Origin of the sequence: Nonomuraea sp. WAC 01424 (genome assembly GCF_003947315.1) — a bacterium.
GTDB lineage: Bacteria > Actinomycetota > Actinomycetes > Streptosporangiales > Streptosporangiaceae > Nonomuraea > Nonomuraea spiralis.
In genome coordinates, this window is the sequence record NZ_QHHZ01000064.1 from 1 (window position 1) to 917 (window position 917).

The 917-nt window shown below is 71.1% G+C and carries 1 protein-coding gene; it reads left to right on the forward strand.

Features of this window, described 5'->3' with window-relative positions:
• Nucleotides 1–917: CoA-acylating methylmalonate-semialdehyde dehydrogenase (gene mmsA, locus DMB42_RS52730; RefSeq protein ID WP_125649949.1), on the forward strand; the 917-nt coding region annotated here is incomplete at both ends.

The following is a 917-nucleotide window of genomic DNA, read 5'->3' on the forward strand; positions in this document are numbered from 1 at the left end:
GAGGGGGTCTCCTCGCGGGTGGACTCGTACTCGATGCGGCAGCCGCTCGGGGTGGTGGCGGGGATCACGCCGTTCAACTTCCCGGCGATGGTGCCGATGTGGATGTTCCCGGTGGCGATCGCGTGCGGGAACGCGTTCGTGCTGAAGCCTTCGGAGCGGGACCCGTCGGCGTCCCTGCTGATGGCCCGGCTGTGGCAGGAGGCGGGGTTGCCGGACGGCGTGTTCAGCGTCGTGCAGGGCGACAAGGCGGCCGTGGACCGGCTGCTGGAGCATCCGGACGTGGCGGCGGTCTCGTTCGTGGGGTCGACGCCGATCGCGCGGTACGTGTACGAGAGCGGCGCCGCGCACGGCAAGCGGGTGCAGGCGCTGGGCGGGGCGAAGAACCACATGCTGGTGCTGCCGGACGCGGATCTGGACCTGGTGGCCGACGCGGCGGTGTCGGCCGGGTTCGGGTCGGCGGGTGAGCGGTGCATGGCGATCTCGGTGGTGCTGGCGGTGGACCCGGTCGGGGACGAGCTGGTACGCAAGATCGTCGAGCGGGTGGAACGGCTCGTGGTCGGCCCCGGTGACGATCCCCGTTCGGAGATGGGACCGCTGGTCACCCGGGCCCATCGGGACAAGGTCGCCTCCTATCTCGACCTCGGTGTCGAGGAGGGCGCCAAGCTGGTCGTGGACGGCCGGGAGACGGCGGTGCTCGGTGGCCGGGGCTCGGGGTTCTGGCTGGGGCCGACGGTGCTGGACCACGTGCCGGTGGGGTCGCGGACGCACACCGAGGAGATCTTCGGCCCGGTGTTGTCGGTGGTGCGGGTGTCCTCCTACGAGGAGGGTCTGCGGGTGATCAACGAGGGTGTGTACGGCAACGGCACGGCCATCTTCACCAACGACGGGGGCGCCGCGCGGCGTTTCCAGCACGAGGT